The following is a 14,719-nucleotide window of genomic DNA, read 5'->3' on the forward strand; positions in this document are numbered from 1 at the left end:
GTTATCTATCTAGCTGTTTCGACGGCTAACTGTTGATAGCTAATTCTTTGATAACTAATTGTTTGATAGCTAACTTTTTGATGCATAGGCGTAGAGCAGTGTTTCTTGAGCGCTAATAGCATCGCCGTTGCCAGGATTTTGCAGCTGATAGCTACCGTCGCTTTTAAGTAGCCAGCTTTGGCAGTTATCGACCAGATAGGTTTCCAAGTCTTTACGTACCCGGATGGCAAGCTTTCTATCCAATAGCGGGAAGCAGGTCTCCACGCGATGGAACATATTGCGCGACATAAAATCAGCGCTTGAACACCACGTTTCTGATTTTCCGTCGTTGTGAAAATGGAAAACTCGGGTATGTTCTAAAAAACGACCAATAATTGACCGGACACGGATATTTTCCGAAACACCTTCGATACCGGGTTTCAAACAACACATGCCACGAATGATCAGATCGCACTCTACGCCTGCTTGCGAGGCGCGATAAAGCGCTTTGATAAGCTTGGGCTCTGTTAACGAATTGCACTTGATTATAATGTGCCCGCGTTTACCTTTAAGGGCTGCCTGCGCTTCACGATCAATCATTTCGACTAAGCGTTCGTGAAGCGTAAAGGGTGCGTGCAGCAGCGTATCGATCTTGCGAGCGCGGCCCATACCGGAAAGCTGCTGAAATACTTTGTGCACATCGGCGCATAGCGCCTTGTTGGCAGTCAACAGACTGTAATCGGTATAAAGCTTGGCGGTTTTTGAATGGTAGTTGCCGGTGCCTAAATGCGCATAGTGGCGAAGCTCGCCTTTTTCACGTCGCACGATATGCAGCATTTTGGCATGGGTTTTATAGGCCATAATGCCATAAATCACGATAGCGCCAGCTTCTTGCAGGCGTGACGCCAGCTGCAGGTTGTCGGCTTCATCGAAACGCGCCCGCAGTTCAATAACGACGGTGACTTCTTTGCCCTGGCTAGCGGCATCTACCAGCGCACTCACAATGGCTGAATCAGCGCCAGTCCGGTACAGCGTCTGCTTTATGGCTAGTACGTCTGAGTCGCGGGCCGCCTCGCGCAGCAGGTCTTCGATAGGCGAAAAGGACTGGAAGGGGTGGTGGAGCAGAATGTCGCTTTTGGCAATAGCGGTGAATAGGCTGCCGCCTTTCAGTGCTTTTGGCACACTAGGTGAGTAGGGGCGGTAGAGTAGCTCTGGTCGGTCTACATCGCCAAGTACTGCCATCATGCGGGTCAGATTCACCGGCCCTTGGACACGATATAAATCACTGCTTTCTAGCTCAAACTGGCGCAGCAAGAAACTGATTAAGTCATCTGGACAATTGTCGGCAACTTCAAGCCGAACACCACTACCATAGCGGCGAGCCAATAGTTCGCCACGTAGCGCTGACGCCAAATCCGAGATCTCTTCTGGGTCTACGGTCATATCCGCATTACGGGTGAGGCGGAACTGGTAACAGCCGCGAACGCGCATACCTGGGAAGAGCTCTTCGGCGTGAGAGTGAATCATCGACGACAAGAAGATATATTCGGAAAAACCTTCTGCACACAGCGCTTTAGGCAGGGCCATCAGACGAGGCAGTGAGCGAGGAGCTGGGAGTATTGCCATGCCACCCGCGCGACCAAAGGCGTCCTTGCCCTCCAGTTCCACAATGAAGTTAAGGCTCTTATTGACCAAGCGCGGAAACGGATGAGAAGGGTCTAAGCCAATGGGGCTGATGACCGGCATGATCTCATTGTCGAAAAAATCTTTAACCCAAGCTTTCTGTTCGTTGGTCCACTGGTCGCGACGACGAAAACGTAGCCCCTGGGCTTCCAGCGCGGGCAGCAATATTTTATTTAATATTTGATATTGGCGTTTAATTTGCTGGTGTGCAATATCGGAAACTTCTGCCAGCACTGCTTTGGGTAAGCGGCCATCGGCGGCGGCGGTGTCGTCACCTAACGCTATTTGGTGCTTGAGACCCGCGACTCTGATTTCGAAAAACTCATCCATGTTGGATGAAAATATCAGCAGAAACATTAGCCGGTTGAGTAGCGGATGCGCATCATCCAGTGCCTGTTCAAGCACCCGGATGTTGAATTGCAGATGGGATATTTCACGATTGAAGTACAACAGCGGATCATCCAGATCGGCTGCCGAATGAGACTCTTTGGCGTGAACTCCGGTGGGTGTACGGTTGATGCGCAGTGGCAAAACCTCTCCTTCGCCACTCATGGGCTCGTTAGAAGATGCTGGCGTGGAATCTATTGATTGATCGTCCATGGTTGCCCCCGGTGGTGGTTCATACTCATCATCACGTGATAACTATTATTAACAGGAGTATGCCGGGAAAAGATGACAAATAAGTGTCACCGATTTGTCATCTATAAAGACTAACCCGTTAATTTAACGCTGTAATAATCGTGCTGCTTCTAACGCGAAATAGGTCAATATGCCATCGGCGCCTGCTCGCTTGAAGCACATCAGCGACTCCAGAATCACCGGCTCGGCTTCAAGCCAGCCGTTATCGAAAGCGGCGCGGTGCATGGCATACTCGCCGCTGACTTGGTAAGCGAATGTCGGCACTTGCAGTTCGCTTTTTACACGACGCACGACATCCAAATAAGGCATGCCGGGCTTCACCATCACCATATCGGCGCCTTCGGCGATATCCATAGCCACTTCATGCAACGCTTCATCACTATTGGCAGGATCCATCTGATAGGTGCGTTTGTCCGCTTTGCCAAGATTAGCGGCAGAGCCGACTGCGTCACGGAAAGGGCCATAATACGTAGAGGCATACTTAGCGCTATACGCCATAATACGTACGTTATGCAGGTGTTCCTGTTCTAGCACTTGGCGGATGGCGCCGATGCGGCCATCCATCATGTCAGAGGGTGCGACGACATCGGCACCCGCTTCGGCGTGAGAAAGCGCTTGTTTGAGTAGCGTATCGACTGTGCGGTCATTTTGCACGTAGCCTTGCTCATCAAGAATGCCGTCCTGGCCGTGGCTGGTATAGGGATCAAGGGCGACATCGGTAATAATGCCAAGTTCTGGTAGCGCTTCTTTTAGTGCCCGCACGCTGCGCTGGACAAGGCCGCTCGCATTATAAGCCTCTTCTGCTAGCTCGCTTTTTTGCGCGGCACCGATAACGGGAAAGAGGGCTAATGCAGGAATGCCTAGCGCATAGGCCTCGCGAGCTTGCTCAATCAGCAGGTCGATAGAAAGACGCTCAACACCGGGCATTGAGGCAACCGCTTCGCGCTGATTTTCGCCTTCCAGTACAAAGACCGGCAAAATCAAATCGCTGGGTGTCAGCGTCGACTCTTGCATTAAACGACGGGAAAAATCGTCGCGACGCATGCGGCGAAGGCGGGTAGCAGGGAAGTGTCGGGGAGCAGGGGTGTTCAACAGCGTTCTCCAAAAATCGCGTAGTGGGTGCCCTAAAAGGCTTAACGTGAGTATATCAGTCTTGCACTGCAGCGAAAGCAGGCTTGTGATAGCTCGCTTGTAGTGGCTTTATAGACTGACTAAAGTGAGCCGCTCAGCGACGCTAAGTGGCAACGATTCAATAGCGATAATAAGCGCTACGATAAGGAGATAAGCATGACCAAACAGGTAGCAATCGTATTAGCAGGCTGCGGCGTTTTTGATGGTTCTGAAATCTATGAAACAACGCTAACGCTGCTGCGCCTAGATCAGTTAGGGATTGGCTATCGCTGCTTTGCGCCGGATGTCGCTCAGCATCATGTGATTAATCACTTAACGCAAGAACCTGTGGAGGGTGAACAGCGAAATGTACTGCAGGAATCAGCTCGCTTGGCCCGTGGTGATATTAGCCCGATTACTGAGCTAGAGGCTGACGACTTTGATGCGGTCATTGTGCCTGGCGGCTTTGGTGTCGCAAAAAATCTGTCTGATTTTGCCGTTCAGGGCGACAACATGCAGGTACTTGAGAGCGTAAAAGAGGCGCTGATAGGTTTTAAAGAAGAGGCGAAGCCCATTGGTTTGTTGTGTATTGCTCCCGTTTTGGTACCGCGTCTGTTTGGCGAGGGTGTCGCGGTGACCGTTGGCCATGACCCAAGCGTTTCTGGCGCCATCAGTGCAATGGGAGGACTACATCGCAGCTGTGGCGTAGAAGATATCGTGGTAGATTTCGAACACCGGATAGTGACGACGCCTGCCTATATGTTGGCGACTCGTATTAGTGAGGCCGCAACCGGTATCTTTAAATTGGTAGACCGCATTGATGAAATGATGGGCTAATGTTTTGGTGGGCTAATGTTTTCTATCGATAGGCCCTTCGTATAAAGGGCAAAAAGCCTCTGTCATTTTTAGTGGCAGAGGCTTTTTTATGCGCAGTGCATTGCATGTGATAGCGCTGTTAGGTCTCTTGTTCTTCAGCGTCATCTGCCTTTTCTTTTCGGCGGACCAAACGGCCAAACAGTAGCCCCACTTCATAAAGCAGATACATGGGGACAGCCAACAGACTTTGAGAAATGATGTCGGGTGGCGTAAGCAGCATGCCTACCACAAAGCAGCCTAAAATAATGTACGGCCGTTTTTTCGAAAGACTCTCAACCGTGGCCGCACCCGACAGTATTAGCAAAAACGTCGCAATGGGGATTTCAAAAGCGACACCAAAGGCAAAAAACAGCTTTAATACAAAGTTTAGGTACTGATTAATGTCGGTCATTATCGCGATGTCTTCCGGCCCGGTCTGGGTGAAAAACTCAAACAGCAGCGGAAAAACCACGTAATAAGCAAACGCTGCGCCCGCGTAAAACAGCGCTATGCTAGAAACCAAAATAGGGATTGCCAGCGCTTTCTCGTTATCGTAAAGCCCTGGTGCCACAAATGCCCATGCCTGGTGGAGCACAAAGGGAACGGCGATAAAGACGGCGACGACTAGCGTTAGTTTAAAGGGAGCCAGGAAAGGTGAAGCCACCTCGGTGGCGATCATCTGTGAGCCTTCTGGCAGCAGTGCCATTAGTGGCTCAGCCACAAAGCTGTAAATATCATTAGCAAAGGAATAAAGACCAAGAAACACAACTAATATAACTACGACCGCTTTCATTAGCCGCGAGCGTAGCTCAATCAGGTGCTCGATAAGGGGCGCTTGGCCTTGGTCCTTACGCGGCTCCTGCGAATCGCCAGACATACTCATTGGTGATTGCTATCCTTTTTAAAATCAGCCTTTTCAAAATCCGCTTTTTTCATATCCGCCTGCTTAGTATTTGCATTGCTAGGCTCACTTTCGCCGCTAGGATTAACCGCACGCAATTCATCGGTAGCACTTTGATGAGGCGTTGAGGAAGAGGCTGTTGGCGTGTCTTCGCGGACTGTTTGCAAAGCATCATCTAACCGGGCGCTAGCGTTGGCAACCCGCTGCTCGGTTTCGTTTTGGTTAGCCGATGTAGAAACGCTGGAAGCGCCGGAAGAAGAGGGGGCGTCGGCAATGCTCTCAACATCCTGCTTGGCTTTTTTGAGGCTGTCATCGAGCTTTTTCTGTTGCTCGTTGAGTTTTTGACGCAACTCCTCCGCTTCCAGTTGGGCGCTGATTTCGCGCTGCATACCGGATACCGTACGCTTGATTTTGCCGATCCACATACCTGCTGTGCGAGCGGCTTTCGGCAGGCGTTCTGGTCCAAGCACCAGAAGCCCGACGATACCAATCAGCATTAGTTCAAGAAAGCCGATATCCAGCATGGGTTATTTGCGCTCTTCGTTACGTTCTGTGGGACGTTCTTCTGCTGCACGCTTTTCTTCTGCTTGAACATCGTAGGTGTTGCCAGCCTCTTCGTGGCTCACTTTTGCCTGAGGTTGGTCGGCTTCTTTTTTATCGCCATCTTTCTCTTCTTCGTTAATGGCTTTTTTGAAACCTTTGACTGCACCGCCTAAGTCGGTGCCCACATTACGCAGTTTTTTGGTGCCGAAAATTAGGATGATGATGCCCAGAACAATCAGCAACTGCCAAATACTGATACCACCTAACATATGCATTTCCTCATCAGTGCAGGTTAACGTTGTGTGCGGGACGCTTTTTCGTCATGACCAGAAATACCGAACCGCCGTGCTAGCTCATCTAAAACGCGCTGATGATCCAGTTCGAGGTGCGACAGCATTACTAAGCTATGAAACCACAGGTCGGCGGTTTCAGCGATCACTGCTTGATGCGCCTGCTCGCCGCCGTGCTCGGCATCTTTCGCCGCCAAAATTGTCTCAGTCGCCTCTTCGCCGACCTTTTCGAGTATCTTGTTCAAACCCTTATGATGCAAGGAGGCAACATAAGAATTTTCTGCACTAGCGTGTCGGCGCTGCTTTAAAACCTCGGCGAGTGCGTCTAGCACTTGCGTCGTCTGGTTAGAATCAGTCATAGGCATCCTTTTATCAATCATCACAGCACGTTTGCCAAAAATCAGTGCTTAGACGCTTTATATTGCTGTTTGGTTGCTTCATTCATTCATTGCCATAGTAACAACACCAAGCCTACTCCCGCTGCTGCTAAAACAGGCCATTCTTGCGCCGATGCCCAGCTGCTCAGCGGCTGCCAAGCCAATGCAATAGCGATCAGAATAAGGCCAATACGCAGACGGTAATGACGTTTATTCTGGCGCGTCAGCTGCTGTTGAACAGCACTAATAGAGGCTGCTTGCTGATGACGCTGACGGTGCTCATGTTCCATTCGGCTCAGCGCCTGGTGGGCTAACACGGGCAGCTCAGGCAGCTGGTGAGAAAGCTCCGGTGCCTGGCGTTTGAGCGATTCCCAAAGGCCGCCGATACCCGCGCGCTGTTTCATCCACTTTTCTAGATATGGCTTAGCGGTGCTCCATAAATCCAGGTCAGGATAAAGTTGGCGGCCCAGCCCTTCGATGTTAAGCAGCGTTTTTTGCAACAATACCAGCTGTGGCTGTACTTCCATATTAAAACGGCGTGCTGTTTGAAACAGTCCTAACAGCACCTGCCCAAACGAAATATCTTTTAGCGGCTTTTCAAGAATGGGCTCGCATACGGTACGAATGGCGGCTGCGAATTCGTTGGCACGGGTGTTTTCGCCCACCCAGCCAGACGCGATATGTAAAGCGGCTACTTCGTAATAATCTTGATGGAAAAACGCTAGTAAGTTGCGCGCGAGGTAGTCCTGATCTTCTCGGGTAAGGCTCCCCACAATGCCGCAGTCGATGGCGATGTACTGTGGATCTTCAGGGTCATCGCAGTTAACAAAGATATTGCCGGGATGCATGTCGGCATGGAAGAAGTTATCCCGGAAAACCTGGGTAAAGAAGATTTCAACGCCACGCTCGGCCAGTTTCTTGAGGTTGGTGCCCCGCGCTATAAGCGTGTCTAAGTCAGCCACCGGTACGCCGCGAATACGCTCTTGTACCATGACATGGCGACGAGCGTAGGGCCAGTAGACTGTCGGTACAAACATCAGCGGTGAATCTTTGAAGTTACGTTTGAGTTGTGACGTGTTTGCCGCTTCTTTGTAGAGATCAAGCTCATCAAACAAGGTGGCTTCGTAATCGCGGATCACTTCGACTGGGCGTAATCGTTTTGCGTCAGGTACTTTGCCTAGCAGCTTGGCGATTTGATACATCAGTGCCATATCCTGGCGCATAATGCTGTCAATGCCGGGGCGAATAATTTTGACGACCACGTCTTCACCGCTATGCAGTGTGGCTGCATGTACCTGGGCTATTGACGCGGATGCCAAGGGTACTTGGTCGAAGGCGGAAAATGCCTCAGCGAGCGACATTTCAAGCTCTTTTTCGACCCGTGCAGCGGCTAATTCGCCAGGGAAGGGAGGCACTTGGTCTTGCAAGCGTTTTAATTCATCGGCGATGTCTTCGGGCAATAAATCTCGTCGGGTCGAGAGCATTTGGCCAAACTTAATGAAAATTGGCCCAAGCGCTTCCAAGGCTAGGCGCAATCGTTCGCCGCGACTGCGCTGGCCAACGGGAAACAGCTTTAGAGGCGAAATACTCATCAAGATACGTAGCCAGAACGGCAGTCGTTCTACGGGTATTAATGTATCTAAGCGATGGCGAGCCACTATCCAAGTGATCTTTACTAACCGCAGGCTCATTAGTGCGGCTCCTCAGACTGTAAATGCGTTTTTTTCTGCTGGGCCGTCAACTGAGTCAAGCGCCTGTGGAGGCGATTGAGCCTAGCTTCCAGGCGGTCGGTCGAAATTTCAAGTTCAGTTAAGTGATCTCGAAGTACGTCGCGTTGTTGGCGGCCTGGAAGTAAGCGGGCTTCTTCAAAGACGTATTCAGAAACGTCTTGCAGCAGTTCATCTTTCGCTCTTAGCCCCCAGCGGGCGGCACGGCGAATTCCTTCAGCCAGTGAATGGGCGGGCAGTTCACCCAGCCAGCGAGCTAGCTCGCTTTCCCAGTCGATATCCAGATCAAAGAGCAGGTCGCGGGTGGCTTCTAATAGATGGATGCGGCCACGCACAGAAAGTTTGCCATCAAACATCAACCGTTCAACAGAAGCACCGCTTAACCATTCAGAGAGTGTTTCCGGGGTCAGTTCAACGATGGCGTCGACGTCGGTTTCATCCAGGTCGTCGCCACGCAGTAGATCAATACCCGCATGGTGATAGTGCAGCACCAACTGAAGGTGAGGCTTTTCCAGCCTCACTAGCAGTCGGCTGCCTGCTAACGCCGATAAGCGTGCAGGCGAGGCCGGATCTCGGGCAAGCAAGGCATTCAACATGCGTTCACATCCGGCCAGCAACAGGGTCGGGGTGACTAGCATGCGGACCTCATTGTTGGTGACTTCATAATTTAATGCCGCGGTGAAGGGCAACGATACCGCCGGTCAGGTTGGTGTACTCCACCCGTTCAAGCCCCGCGGCTTCCATCATGCCTTTCAGGGTTTCTTGGTCAGGGTGCATGCGAATAGACTCGGCGAGATAGCGGTAACTTTCGCCATCGCCAGCTACTAGTTCGCCCATTTTCGGCAGCAGACGGAAGGAGTATTCGTCATAAGCTTTTGACAAAAGTGCATTATTTGGCTTGGAGAACTCAAGTACCAGTAATCGCCCACCGGGTTTTAGCACGCGTGCCATAGAGCGCAGCGCGGCATCTTTGTCGGTGACATTACGCAGGCCAAAGGCAATCGTAATGCAATCAAAACTATTATCAGGAAACGGCAGGCACTCGGCATTGGCTTGCACATACTCAACGTTGCCACCGACGCCGTTATCCATCAGTTTGTCGCGGCCGACTCTTAGCATGGAGGCGTTAATGTCAGCCAGTATGACTTTGCCGCGCGGGCCAACCAAGCGTGAGAATTTAAGTGTTAAATCGCCGGTGCCGCCAGCAATATCCAGTACATGATGCCCAGGGCGGACGCCTGCACGTTCTATCGCAAGGCGTTTCCAGATGCGATGGATGCCCATAGACATCACGTCATTCATGATGTCGTAGCGAGCAGCGACCGAGTGGAAGACATCGGCAACACGAGATGCTTTCTCGTCAACCGCTACTTCCTGAAAACCAAAATGGGTGGTGCGTTCTTCTGTGGGGCTCATGGGGCTCTAGCTCCCGAGTTCGAGGCGGTAATAGTCGACCAAAAGGCCGTCGCAAAAAATGATTAGCGACATTGTAGCCTTCTCCCCCCCAGCTTGTCTGCGCTTCACCTGGGGTGAAGCGTCACAGTTGTTTGAATTGAATGCTGGCGGGCTCGCGGGAGGCACCTGCCTCTTCGAGGCGTTCGAGGTAGTTTTGCCAGTAATCATTTTGGTGTTGGGCCAGGTCGTAGAGATAGTTCCAGCTGTAAAGGCCGCTATCGTGACCATCATCAAAATGCAGTTTCAGTGCGTAGTTACCGGCTTGGGTAATATTTTGTAGGCCGACATCTTTTTTTCCCACCTGGAGTACGGCGGTGTCGCCGCCATGGCCGCGTACTTCGGCCGAAGGGGAATAGACCCGTAAAAACTCGACCGGCAGCCGATAGCTTTCTCCACTGGCATAGTCAAGCGCCAGTTCGCGGGCCTGCTTATGGTAGTGAACCCGCGTTGGTGTGGGGGCGTTCGTAGGAATAGAAGCGTTCATGGATGAGTTTAACCTCTAAAAAGGAGTGGCAGTAACAGCGTGGCTGGCTGTCACTGCCACATTCCATGGGTGCTAACTTACAAAATATATCGCGATAGGTCTTCGTCCACCGCTAGCTCGCCCAGTTGAGCATTGACGTAATCGGCATCGATTATCAGAGGGCTATCCATGTCGCCTCCTTTAAACGAGGCTTCTTCGAGCAGCCGTTCCAGCACCGTGTGTAGTCGGCGAGCCCCGATATTCTCAGTGCCTTCGTTCACTTGCCAGGAAATTTCGGCAATACGCTCGATACCGTCTGGCGTGAATTCGATGTCCAGCCCTTCGGTAGCCAGCAGCGCTTGATACTGCTTGGTGAGCGAAGCGGAGGGCTCGGTGAGAATCCGTTGGAAGTCGCCGGGTGTCAGTGCATCCAGTTCAACGCGGATCGGCAAGCGCCCTTGTAGTTCGGGAATAAGGTCCGAGGGGCGCGATAGGTGAAAGGCACCCGAAGCAATAAACAAAATATGATCGGTTTTCACCATGCCGTACTTCGTTGAAACAGTAGAGCCTTCGATCAATGGCAGTAGGTCACGCTGAACGCCTTCACGGGAGACTTCGCCACCGCTGGACTGGCCGCTGCCCTTGGTAACCTTGTCGATCTCATCCAGGAATACAATCCCGTGCTGCTCGACGGCTTCGACGGCGCGGGCTTTGATTTCTTCTTCATTGACCAGTTTGCCTGCCTCTTCATCGCGCAGCAGAATTAAGGCTTCTTTTACGGTCACACGGCGCTGTTCGCGCTTTTGCTGGCCCATGTTGGAAAACAGGCTTTGCAGCTGATTGGTCATCTCCTCCATGCCGGGCGGTGTCATAATGTCAATGCCTTGGCCATGGGAAGAGATTTCGATGTCGATCTCTTTATCGTTTAACTGACCTTCCCGAAGCTTTTTACGGAAGGTTTGACGCGTACCATTATCTTCCCGAGGCTTATCTTCCTGGCCGCGGGGGGGTGGTAAGAGTGCATCCAGAACGCGGTCTTCAGCGGCATCTTCAGCGCGATGGCCGACTTCTTCTTTGGCGTGCTCACGAACCATTTTGATCGCGGCTTCCATTAAGTCGCGAATAATCGACTCGACATCCCGGCCAACATAGCCTACTTCGGTAAATTTAGTGGCTTCGACCTTAATGAAGGGCGCTTTGGCCAGCTTGGCGAGGCGGCGAGCAATTTCAGTTTTACCCACGCCGGTAGGGCCGATCATCAATATATTCTTTGGCGTTACTTCTGGGCGCAACTCATCATCCAGCTGCATGCGGCGCCAGCGGTTACGCAGGGCAATGGCGACAGCACGTTTGGCATCTTGCTGACCAATGATGTACTGGTCCAGGGCATGAACGATTTCGCGGGGTGTCATCTGTGTCATAAAAAAGGGGCCTCAACGGTCGTTGATGTTCAGCTCTTCGAGCGTGACGTGGTGATTGGTAAACACGCAGATGTCGCCGGCGATTTCGAGTGATTTTTCAGTAATTTCACGCGCAGAAAGTTCGGTATTTTCCAGCAGTGCACGGGCGCTTGCTTGAGCAAAGTTACCGCCGGAACCAATAGCAATAATGCCGCGCTCAGGTTCAACCACATCACCGTTACCGGTAATAATCAACGAGGCACTGTGGTCAGCGACGGCCAGCAGCGCTTCCAAACGGCGTAGCGCTCGGTCGGTGCGCCAATCCTTAGCCAGCTCAACGGCTGCTTTGGTAAGGTGGCCCTGATATTTTTCCAACTGCGCTTCAAAACGCTCAAATAGCGTGAAGGCATCAGCGGTGCCGCCAGCAAAGCCTGCCAGCACTTTGCCACGATAAAGTCGACGTACCTTACTCGCATTGCCTTTCATTACGGTGTTGCCCAGTGATACTTGGCCGTCGCCTGCAAGGGCAACCTGGTTACCGCGGCGTACGGATACAATAGTGGTCATGGAGATAACTCCTTGGGGGAGACACTCGCTCCCGATGACTGATCGGCCGTTTTTTAAAAGACCGTAAAAAAAGCGACTCACCACAAAGTGCGGGCGGCTGATAAAAAATCAACCGCCCGCTAACTAAAGCCTTCGGATAATGTGCTTTTAAACGGGGTTTGTGAAATGCAAGCCCGCTTGGTCTTTGGGTTAGAACAGCCTGTGATTAGAACAGTCTGTGATTAGAACAGTCTGTGATTAAAGCAGCCTTTGGTTAAACTAGTTTTGAAGCTGGATTAGAAGTGGCTCAATGCCTTGGGTGGCCATTAAATCTTGGGCGCGGTTTAACTCTCGCGTGTCTTCATAAGGGCCTACTTGAACACGGTGCCATGTATCGCCATTGGCCTTTACCTCGCTAACTTGGGCAAGCAGGCTTAAATTGCGCAGACGGCCACGCAGCTGCTCGGCATCGCTTAATTCACGAAACGATGCGGCCTGCAGCATATAACGGTTAGGCGCGCTGTTGGCAGTCGCTTGCTGGGCGGCGGCGACTTGCTCTTCAGGGCGCATATTAGCCGCGATCACCTGGGCAATGGGGTCATCTTGACGCGCACTTTCGCTGCTTGCCGTTGTGTCGTTATTTGCCGTCGTTTGTCGCTGCTGTGCCGTTGCTTCGGGGCGATTCACCGTCGACGGTAGCGAAACTCCCGGCGCAATGATCTCTGTGTCAGGTAGCAGCGTGTAAAATTCAAACGTCGGCATTGCCGTTTCGGTGGCGCTCTCTGTTTGGCGCGCGGCACTGCGCTCATCGCTGTCGGCAGGCTTCGGCAACACGGTCGCCTGGGGCGTGTCTTCCTGCTTTTGCCAAGGTGCGGTGCCGTGTTGATGCTGCGCCAGGAAAAACCCCACCGCTAACCCCGCTAACCCCCAAAGCCAGCCGGGGATTCTGAATCCGCCACCTGAGCGTTTGCCGGCGTTGCGCTGAGAGGTTGCTCCTCGGCGGGCTGGCTTTTCTTTTGAACTGGCCATCGCTTACATCTCCTCTGGGGCACTGACCCCCATAAGATCGAGACCGTTACGCAGCACTTGCTTGGTTGCCAGGCCAAGCGCTAAGCGTGTGTTACGCAGGGTATCGTCATCAACCATGACTTTAACGGCGTTGTAGCAGGTGTGAAAATCACCCGAAAGATCCAGCAGGTACTGAGCAACTTGTTGCGGCTCGCGGTTTTTAGCAGCGTTCTCAACCACCTCTGGGTAGCGCGCCAAGCGATTAAGTACGGCCTTTTCCTGATCGCTATCGAGCAATGCGAGATTAGCCAGCGCGACGCCATGGTTGAAGGGCTGGCCTGCATCTTCGGCTTTGCGCAGCATGCTGGATACCCGCGCATGGGCGTATTGAATGTAATACACCGGGTTATCGTTCGACTGCGAGCGTGCCAAGTCGATGTCAAAGGTAAGCTGCGAATCCGCTCGGCGGGCCGCCAGGAAGAAGCGGGTAGCATCGCGACCAACTTCATCAATCAAGTCGCGCACAGTGACATAGCTACCGGCACGCTTGGAAAGTTTCACCTCTACGCCTGAGCGGGTCACCATGACCATTTGATGCAGAACATAGTCGGGCCAGCCTTTTGGAATGCCAACTTCCAGTGCCTGCAAGCCAGCGCGAACGCGGGTGACCGTAGAGTGGTGATCAGCCCCTTGCTCATTGATCACGGTTTTAAAGCCGCGCTGCCACTTGTTCAAGTGGTAGGCCACATCTGGCAAGAAGTAGGTATAACCTCCTTCACGCTTGCGCATCACGCGGTCTTTGTCGTCGCCAAAGTCAGTGGTGCGCAGCCACATGGCACCGTCTTCTTCATAGGTATGGCCATTAGCGACCAGCTTTTCGACGGTTGCTTCTACCTTGCCGTCTTGATACAGCGATGACTCAAGGAAGTAGACATCAAACTCAACGCCAAACGCTTTTAGGTCTAAATCCTGCTCACGACGCAGCCAGGCAACCGCAAAGGCCTGAATGGCGTCTAACTCGTTAACCTCTGCTTTAGCGGTGACTTCACGGTCATCGGCGGTCACCGTTTTGCCTGCCATGTAGTCGTTGGCCACATCAACAATGTATTCGCCGCGGTAGCCGTCTTCTGGCCAACTGGGGTCATCGGGGCCAAGGCCCTTTGCACGAGCCTGGACAGAAAGTGCCAGATTTTTGATCTGGGCGCCGGCATCGTTGTAATAAAACTCGCGAGTTACGTCATAGCCAGTGGCTTCTAACAGGCGGCAGATACAGTCGCCTATCGCAGCGCCACGGCCATGGCCCACGTGAAGAGGGCCTGTCGGGTTGGCAGAAACAAACTCCACCTGGACTTTCTCGCCCTTGCCAATTAGGCAGCGGCCAAAGGCATCACCGCTATCGAGCACCTGGGCAACAATTTGAGCGGCGGCATCCGTGGCCGCAAAAAAATTAATAAAGCCGGGGCCTGCGATTTCCGTTTTTTGAATCGCATCGCTCGCGGGAAGGGAGGCAACCAGTAAGTCGGCAAGCTCGCGAGGCTTCATTGCTGCGGGCTTCGCCAGCATAAGGGCTAGGTTTGTGGCGTAGTCGCCGTGAGCTTTATCTTTGGTGGGGTCAACTTTAATCGTCGGCTGTGAATCGTCGGGCAGCACGCCTTGGTGCTTAAGCGCGTCAATCGCGCCTGCTAGCAAAGTAACAATGGTGTCTTTCATTTAAATATCCGGATGTCGTCGGTGGCGGCGTGT

15 protein-coding genes are annotated in these 14,719 nt (G+C 52.4%); 1 reads left to right on the top strand and 14 read right to left on the bottom strand.

The window, feature by feature from the left end:
* Positions 1–69 precede the first annotated feature (69 nt).
* Positions 70–2,262: a polyphosphate kinase 1 gene (gene ppk1, locus ELY33_RS00340; RefSeq protein ID WP_126942287.1), complete on the bottom strand. Its 2,193-nt coding sequence runs from the start codon at positions 2,260–2,262 to the stop codon at positions 70–72.
* Positions 2,263–2,385: 123 nt separating this feature from the next.
* The gene (hemB, locus tag ELY33_RS00345; RefSeq protein WP_126942290.1) at positions 2,386–3,393 is read right to left on the bottom strand and encodes a porphobilinogen synthase; all 1,008 of its coding nucleotides are present in this window, start codon (positions 3,391–3,393) and stop codon (positions 2,386–2,388) included.
* 195 nt (positions 3,394–3,588) lie between these two features.
* On the opposite strand from hemB, the gene elbB reads away from it, so the two are divergent.
* On the top strand, positions 3,589–4,248 hold the full coding sequence (gene elbB / locus ELY33_RS00350) for an isoprenoid biosynthesis glyoxalase ElbB (protein ID WP_126942293.1): 660 nt from the start codon (positions 3,589–3,591) through the stop codon (positions 4,246–4,248).
* Positions 4,249–4,366: 118 nt separating this feature from the next.
* Here elbB and tatC read toward each other — a convergent pair whose 3' ends face one another.
* From tatC to argS, 12 genes are all read right to left on the bottom strand, one after another.
* On the bottom strand, positions 4,367–5,149 hold the full coding sequence (tatC, locus tag ELY33_RS00355) for a twin-arginine translocase subunit TatC (RefSeq protein WP_126942296.1): 783 nt from the start codon (positions 5,147–5,149) through the stop codon (positions 4,367–4,369).
* Positions 5,146–5,691, bottom strand: a complete 546-nt coding sequence (gene tatB / locus ELY33_RS00360; protein WP_126942298.1) for a Sec-independent protein translocase protein TatB — start codon at positions 5,689–5,691, stop codon at positions 5,146–5,148. The genes tatC and tatB overlap by 4 nt, the downstream gene beginning before the upstream one ends.
* Before the next feature lie 3 nt (positions 5,692–5,694).
* Positions 5,695–5,979: a Sec-independent protein translocase subunit TatA gene (tatA, locus tag ELY33_RS00365; RefSeq protein WP_126942300.1), complete on the bottom strand. Its 285-nt coding sequence runs from the start codon at positions 5,977–5,979 to the stop codon at positions 5,695–5,697.
* Positions 5,980–6,002: 23 nt separating this feature from the next.
* A complete protein-coding gene (locus tag ELY33_RS00370; protein WP_126942303.1) occupies positions 6,003–6,359 on the bottom strand; it encodes a phosphoribosyl-ATP diphosphatase in 357 nt (118 codons plus the stop codon).
* An 86-nt stretch (positions 6,360–6,445) separates the two neighbouring features.
* Positions 6,446–8,068, bottom strand: coding sequence for a ubiquinone biosynthesis regulatory protein kinase UbiB (ubiB, locus tag ELY33_RS00375; protein WP_126942305.1), 1,623 nt, complete (start codon positions 8,066–8,068; stop codon positions 6,446–6,448).
* Positions 8,068–8,742, bottom strand: coding sequence for a ubiquinone biosynthesis accessory factor UbiJ (locus ELY33_RS00380; protein WP_126942308.1), 675 nt, complete (start codon positions 8,740–8,742; stop codon positions 8,068–8,070). Before ELY33_RS00380 ends, ubiB begins: the two co-directional genes overlap by 1 nt.
* Positions 8,743–8,764: 22 nt before the next feature.
* Entirely contained in the window at positions 8,765–9,520 is a 756-nt protein-coding gene (ubiE, locus tag ELY33_RS00385; protein ID WP_126942311.1) for a bifunctional demethylmenaquinone methyltransferase/2-methoxy-6-polyprenyl-1,4-benzoquinol methylase UbiE, read from the bottom strand.
* Between the two features lie 121 nt (positions 9,521–9,641).
* A complete protein-coding gene (locus ELY33_RS00390) occupies positions 9,642–10,043 on the bottom strand; it encodes a gamma-butyrobetaine hydroxylase family protein (RefSeq protein WP_126942314.1) in 402 nt (133 codons plus the stop codon).
* Between the two features lie 77 nt (positions 10,044–10,120).
* On the bottom strand, positions 10,121–11,443 hold the full coding sequence (gene hslU / locus ELY33_RS00395; RefSeq protein ID WP_126942317.1) for an ATP-dependent protease ATPase subunit HslU: 1,323 nt from the start codon (positions 11,441–11,443) through the stop codon (positions 10,121–10,123).
* A gap of 12 nt (positions 11,444–11,455) precedes the next feature.
* Positions 11,456–11,989: an ATP-dependent protease subunit HslV gene (gene hslV / locus ELY33_RS00400; protein ID WP_009724832.1), complete on the bottom strand. Its 534-nt coding sequence runs from the start codon at positions 11,987–11,989 to the stop codon at positions 11,456–11,458.
* Positions 11,990–12,247: 258 nt separating this feature from the next.
* Complete coding sequence (locus ELY33_RS00405; RefSeq protein ID WP_126942320.1) at positions 12,248–12,997, bottom strand: SPOR domain-containing protein; 750 nt, start codon at positions 12,995–12,997, stop codon at positions 12,248–12,250.
* Positions 12,998–13,000: 3 nt separating this feature from the next.
* Positions 13,001–14,686 carry an arginine--tRNA ligase gene (gene argS / locus ELY33_RS00410; RefSeq protein ID WP_126942323.1) on the bottom strand — a complete coding sequence of 562 codons (1,686 nt, stop codon included), beginning with the start codon at positions 14,684–14,686 and terminating at the stop codon, positions 13,001–13,003.
* Between the last annotated feature and the right edge of the window lie 33 nt (positions 14,687–14,719).

The sequence above is a fragment of the Vreelandella andesensis genome (assembly GCF_003989795.1).
Taxonomy (GTDB): domain Bacteria; phylum Pseudomonadota; class Gammaproteobacteria; order Pseudomonadales; family Halomonadaceae; genus Vreelandella; species Vreelandella andesensis.

Excerpts from the sequence above, each read along its gene's own strand:
- ELY33_RS00405 (WP_126942320.1), bottom strand. The coding sequence starts at position 12,997 with ATGGCCAGTTCAAAAGAAAAGCCAGCCCGCCGAGGAGCAACCTCTCAG.
- tatA (WP_126942300.1), bottom strand. The coding sequence starts at position 5,979 with ATGTTAGGTGGTATCAGTATTTGGCAGTTGCTGATTGTTCTGGGCATC.
- ubiE (WP_126942311.1), bottom strand. The coding sequence starts at position 9,520 with ATGAGCCCCACAGAAGAACGCACCACCCATTTTGGTTTTCAGGAAGTA.
- hslU (WP_126942317.1), bottom strand. The coding sequence starts at position 11,443 with ATGACACAGATGACACCCCGCGAAATCGTTCATGCCCTGGACCAGTAC.
- ELY33_RS00370 (WP_126942303.1), bottom strand. The coding sequence starts at position 6,359 with ATGACTGATTCTAACCAGACGACGCAAGTGCTAGACGCACTCGCCGAG.
- ppk1 (WP_126942287.1), bottom strand. The coding sequence starts at position 2,262 with ATGGACGATCAATCAATAGATTCCACGCCAGCATCTTCTAACGAGCCC.
- ubiB (WP_126942305.1), bottom strand. The coding sequence starts at position 8,068 with ATGAGCCTGCGGTTAGTAAAGATCACTTGGATAGTGGCTCGCCATCGC.
- elbB (WP_126942293.1), top strand. The coding sequence starts at position 3,589 with ATGACCAAACAGGTAGCAATCGTATTAGCAGGCTGCGGCGTTTTTGAT.
- hslV (WP_009724832.1), bottom strand. The coding sequence starts at position 11,989 with ATGACCACTATTGTATCCGTACGCCGCGGTAACCAGGTTGCCCTTGCA.
- ELY33_RS00390 (WP_126942314.1), bottom strand. The coding sequence starts at position 10,043 with ATGAACGCTTCTATTCCTACGAACGCCCCCACACCAACGCGGGTTCAC.
- ELY33_RS00380 (WP_126942308.1), bottom strand. The coding sequence starts at position 8,742 with ATGCTAGTCACCCCGACCCTGTTGCTGGCCGGATGTGAACGCATGTTG.
- argS (WP_126942323.1), bottom strand. The coding sequence starts at position 14,686 with ATGAAAGACACCATTGTTACTTTGCTAGCAGGCGCGATTGACGCGCTT.
- tatB (WP_126942298.1), bottom strand. The coding sequence starts at position 5,691 with ATGCTGGATATCGGCTTTCTTGAACTAATGCTGATTGGTATCGTCGGG.
- tatC (WP_126942296.1), bottom strand. The coding sequence starts at position 5,149 with ATGAGTATGTCTGGCGATTCGCAGGAGCCGCGTAAGGACCAAGGCCAA.